The organism is Brevundimonas vesicularis (assembly GCF_032067225.1).
GTDB classification, from domain to species: Bacteria; Pseudomonadota; Alphaproteobacteria; order Caulobacterales; family Caulobacteraceae; genus Brevundimonas; species Brevundimonas vesicularis_F.
Genome location: NZ_DAMBJX010000107.1, coordinates 1 through 3,932, shown reverse-complemented (window position 1 = coordinate 3,932; position 3,932 = coordinate 1). Strand labels below are relative to the sequence as shown.

Below are 3,932 nucleotides of genomic sequence, written 5' to 3'. Positions count from 1 at the left end.
GGCCTTGATCCGTTCGCGCGACGGCGTCCGCTGCACGATCGCATCGGGCGAGGCGACCAGGAACACGGGCCTTGCGCTGGCTTCGTTCAGGGCGGCCAAGACGGCCATCCGCCGCCCCATGCTTTCTCGCGAAGGCGCGGCGCGGTCGTAGGGCAGGCAGTCCCAAGGCGGCAAGACCAGCACCTCGGCGTCCTTCACCATCGGCGAGAGGGCCGCCGCAATCTCATCGGCGCGACGTTCGCTGGTCGCGATGAACACCACGGCCTGCGATCGCTTTGTCTTCATCTCAGCAAGTCCAGCCGCCACGGCCGCCGCCGGCATTTTCCAACGCTTGCCGTCGTCCTGCTCGGGCGCTGGCCCTGCAACGAGGACCTGTTGGCCCGTAGCGGAAGGATCGGTTTCGGCAGGCGACGATTTCATCCTCGCTCAACCCCGTGGTCAGCCTGGAGTTGCGCCCGCTTTCGTACCCTCAGTCGTTTCGGCCGCCAGAGCGACGGAACCGTCCTAGAAGGAAGTTGCAGGATCTTTTCGTGCGGCGGCTATTTCGGCCATGGCCGTATCGAACGCATGGCCTCAGCCACAACGAAACGATTGAACGCTGTCATCATTCGCGCGTCTCGGACAAACCAGCAAACCAGTCCGCATACTGAGTGTTGCGCACCATGCGCCGATTGAGATCCGGTGAGCCGTCGCTCCACCACACGCCCCCCCGCTCGCCCAGTCCCACCTTGGCCTTGTCCACGCTCCGCCGCGATGCGGCCAGGGCATCTGAATTCTTAGCCGCCAGGGCCGTCCGCACCGCCCGGCGCGCCGACATCAGATCATGCACCAGTTCGTCCCTCGCCGCAGCCGACAAGGCAGGATTGGCGCATCGCCAAAGCCGGCCTCGCACCACGAAGTAGCGGCCGTCTGGAGTCGTAGGGTATCGGAAAGGCTTCTTCATCGTCGGGACAACGCGCAGCGCGCCCGATGGGCGCCGCCCAGAGGGTTCAAGCTCCTAAGTGATTGAGCTAGCGCGATCTGCGGGCTTGACAGAACCGCCTCGAATTAAGGCGCCTAATCTCCAACAAACCGTCGAGGATTCGTTATCGTTATCAGCGCATAAGCTAGCAACTCGTGGGCTTCGCCCGTGCCTTCGCGCAGCCTCAGTATTGTCGGACGACGAAATTCCCGCGGCGTCTGTGGCAGACCGAGATTAAAGAGATGCTGTTCACTGTTTGCTGGGCTCGTGCAGCCATGACCCCGGAAAGCTGAACAGCATGAGCGATGGTAGAAGCCGACAGAAGCCATAAGGATATCCTTATGTGTTTCTTGACTTCGGCGTCGGGTGCGCGTCTCATGAAAAGGTCGAGGTTCTGCGCGTCGCTTCCGGGCGATGCGGAGCTAAGAGGGAAGCCGGTGTGATGCCGGCGCTGCCCCCGCAACTGTGAGCGGCGAGCCGAAGGTCCATTTCGTGTCACTGGCGTCTTCGGACGTTGGGAAGGCCGGACCTGAAGCCGTGACCCGTGAGCCAGGAGACCTGCCCCGACAGATAACGTCCTCCGGCGGGGTGTCCGGTCAGGCCGCATGAACGCCGCGACGGGACGACTGCGCGCGAGCGGTCGCGCGTCCCTGTCCGCTGTCTCGCCACAGCATCAACGGCAGAGACCATGGCGAGCACCGACTTCACATTCAGGATCACGCGGACCGCGCTCGACGAAGACTATCGTCCCGCCGAGACGACGAGGATCACGACCAATTTCGCCAACCTGGCGCGAGGCGACAGCCGCCGGGACAATCTGCGCAATACCCTGCGGATGATCGACAACCGCTTCAACTCGCTGGCGCACCACGACAATCCGAGGGGCGATCGCTATGCGCTGGAGCTTCAGATCGTCTCGGTCGAGATGAGTCTTTGCTCGGAGCGCGACGACGCCTTTCCGCTGATCGAAATCCTGCAGACGGCGATCATAGACAAGGAGATGCGCCGGCGGATCGATGGCATCGTGGGCAACAACTTCTCCTCCTACGTCCGCGACTACGACTTCAGCGTGGTTCTGCCCGAACACCTGAAGGCGCATCCGAACGGCGGCGTGCCGGACGATTTCGGTGATCTGCACGGCAAGCTGTTCCGGCACTTTCTGGCGTCGGGCGCCTACCGCGACAACTTCGCCAAGCCGCCGGTCATCTGCCTCAGCGTCTCCAGCAACAAGACCTATCATCGCACCGGCTTCGACCATCCCGTGTTGGGCCTGGAATACGCCAACGACGCCTTCTCGCCGACCGATCGGTACTTCGCGAAGATGGGGATGAAGGTCCGCTACTTCATGCCACCGGGCAGCGTCGCGCCGTTCGCCCTGTACCATGTCGGCGACCTCACCAGCGACTACACCGACCTCGAACTGGCCAGCACCATCGCCACGATGGAGACCTTCCAGAAGATCTATCGGCCCGAAATCTACAACGCCAACTCCCCGGCGACCGAGCAGTATCAGCCCAGCCTGAAGGCGCAGGACTATTCGCTGACCCGCATCGTCTACGACCGCGACGAGCGCAGTCGGCTGGCCGTCGAGCAGGGCCGTTTCGTCGAGGAGCGGTTCATCAAGCCGCACCGCGCCCGTCTCGATCAATGGTCGGCCGCCTTCGCCGCCGCCTGATCAGTTTCCAGATTTCAGAGCCTCCCCGCATGCAAAACCTTCTCCCGACCTCGACCGCCGGCAGCCTGCCCAAACCCGTCTGGCTGGCCGAGCCCGAGACGCTCTGGTCGCCTTGGAAGCTGCAAGGCGACGACCTGATCGAGGCCAAGCAGGACGCCCTGCGCCTGTCGCTCGACGATCAGCGCCAGGCCGGCATCGACATCGTCAGTGACGGCGAACAGACCCGCCAGCATTTCGTCACGACTTTCATCGAACACCTCGACGGCGTCGATTTCGAGAACCGCAAGACCATGCGAATTCGCAATCGCTATGACGCCAGCGTCCCGGTGGTCGTGGGCGCCGTCAGCCGTCCCAAATCGGTCTTCGTCGAGGACGCCAAGTTTCTGCGGGCCCAGACCGACCAGCCGATCAAATGGGCCTTGCCCGGGCCGATGACGATGATCGACACCCTGTATGACGACCATTACGGCAGCCGCGAAAAACTGGCCTGGGAGTTCGCCAAGATCCTCAATGAGGAGGCGCGCGAGCTGGAGGCCGCCGGCGTCGATATCGTCCAGTTCGACGAGCCCGCCTTCAACGTCTTCTTCGACGAGGTGAACGACTGGGGCGTGGCGACCCTGGAGAAGGCGGCCGAGGGCCTGAGGTGCGAGACGGCGGTCCACATCTGCTACGGCTACGGCATCAAGGCCAACACCGACTGGAAGAAGACCCTTGGCTCGGAATGGCGGCAGTACGAAGAGGCCTTCCCCAAGCTTCGGACCTCCAGCATCGACATGATTTCGCTCGAAGCCCAGAACGCGCGCGTGCCGATGGATCTGATCGAACTGATCCGGGGCAAGAAGGTGATGGTCGGCGCCATCGATGTCGCGACCGACACGATCGAAACGCCCGAAGAGGTGGCGGACACCCTGCGCAGGGCGCTCCAGTTCGTGGACGCCGACAAACTCTATCCGGCCACCAACTGCGGCATGGCGCCCCTGTCGCGCCGCGTCGCCAACGGCAAGCTGCGCGCCTTGAGCGCCGGAGCCGACATCGTGCGCGAGGAACTGTCCCGCGACCTCTACTACGGCGCGGAAAGGTCCAGGTCGTGAGGGTTCGCCTGATCGACATGGTGTTCCCCGGCGACGCCAACCACCATGGCACCCTGTTCGGCGGCGTCGGTCTGGCCCATCTCGACAAGGTCGCCTTTCTGGCCGCCAGCCGTCATGCGCGACGGGCCGTCGTCACGGCGGGATGCGAGCGGATCGATTTCGCGGCGCCGGCCCGGATCGGCGAGATGGTCGAGGCGGTCGGCCG

Annotated in this window: 5 protein-coding genes and 1 riboswitch; of the genes, 3 read left to right on the top strand and 2 right to left on the bottom strand. The window is 63.8% G+C overall.

The window, feature by feature from the left end; translation table 11 throughout:
- Positions 1-285, bottom strand: a 285-nt coding sequence (locus RT123_RS15630) for a hypothetical protein (RefSeq protein ID WP_313010158.1), incomplete at its 3' end; no start/stop codon positions are given.
- A gap of 319 nt (positions 286-604) precedes the next feature.
- Positions 605-829 (bottom strand): hypothetical protein, encoded by a 225-nt coding sequence (locus RT123_RS15625; protein WP_313010156.1) that lies wholly within the window; start codon positions 827-829, stop codon positions 605-607.
- Positions 830-1,333: 504 nt separating this feature from the next.
- Positions 1,334-1,542: riboswitch (cobalamin riboswitch) on the top strand.
- Between the two features lie 107 nt (positions 1,543-1,649).
- On the opposite strand from RT123_RS15625, the gene RT123_RS15620 reads away from it, so the two are divergent.
- The 3 genes from RT123_RS15620 to RT123_RS15610 form a co-directional block, all read left to right on the top strand.
- Positions 1,650-2,636: a DUF1852 domain-containing protein gene (locus RT123_RS15620; protein ID WP_313010155.1), complete on the top strand. Its 987-nt coding sequence runs from the start codon at positions 1,650-1,652 to the stop codon at positions 2,634-2,636.
- Positions 2,637-2,665: 29 nt separating this feature from the next.
- Entirely contained in the window at positions 2,666-3,727 is a 1,062-nt protein-coding gene (locus RT123_RS15615) for a methionine synthase (RefSeq protein ID WP_313010154.1), read from the top strand.
- The coding region (locus RT123_RS15610) for a hotdog domain-containing protein (RefSeq protein WP_313010153.1) at positions 3,724-3,932 on the top strand (209 nt) is incomplete at its 3' end. The genes RT123_RS15615 and RT123_RS15610, both read left to right, overlap by 4 nt.

Coding starts and splice junctions, on each gene's coding strand:
- RT123_RS15620 (WP_313010155.1), top strand. CDS start 1,650: ATGGCGAGCACCGACTTCACATTCAGGATCACGCGGACCGCGCTCGAC.
- RT123_RS15615 (WP_313010154.1), top strand. CDS start 2,666: ATGCAAAACCTTCTCCCGACCTCGACCGCCGGCAGCCTGCCCAAACCC.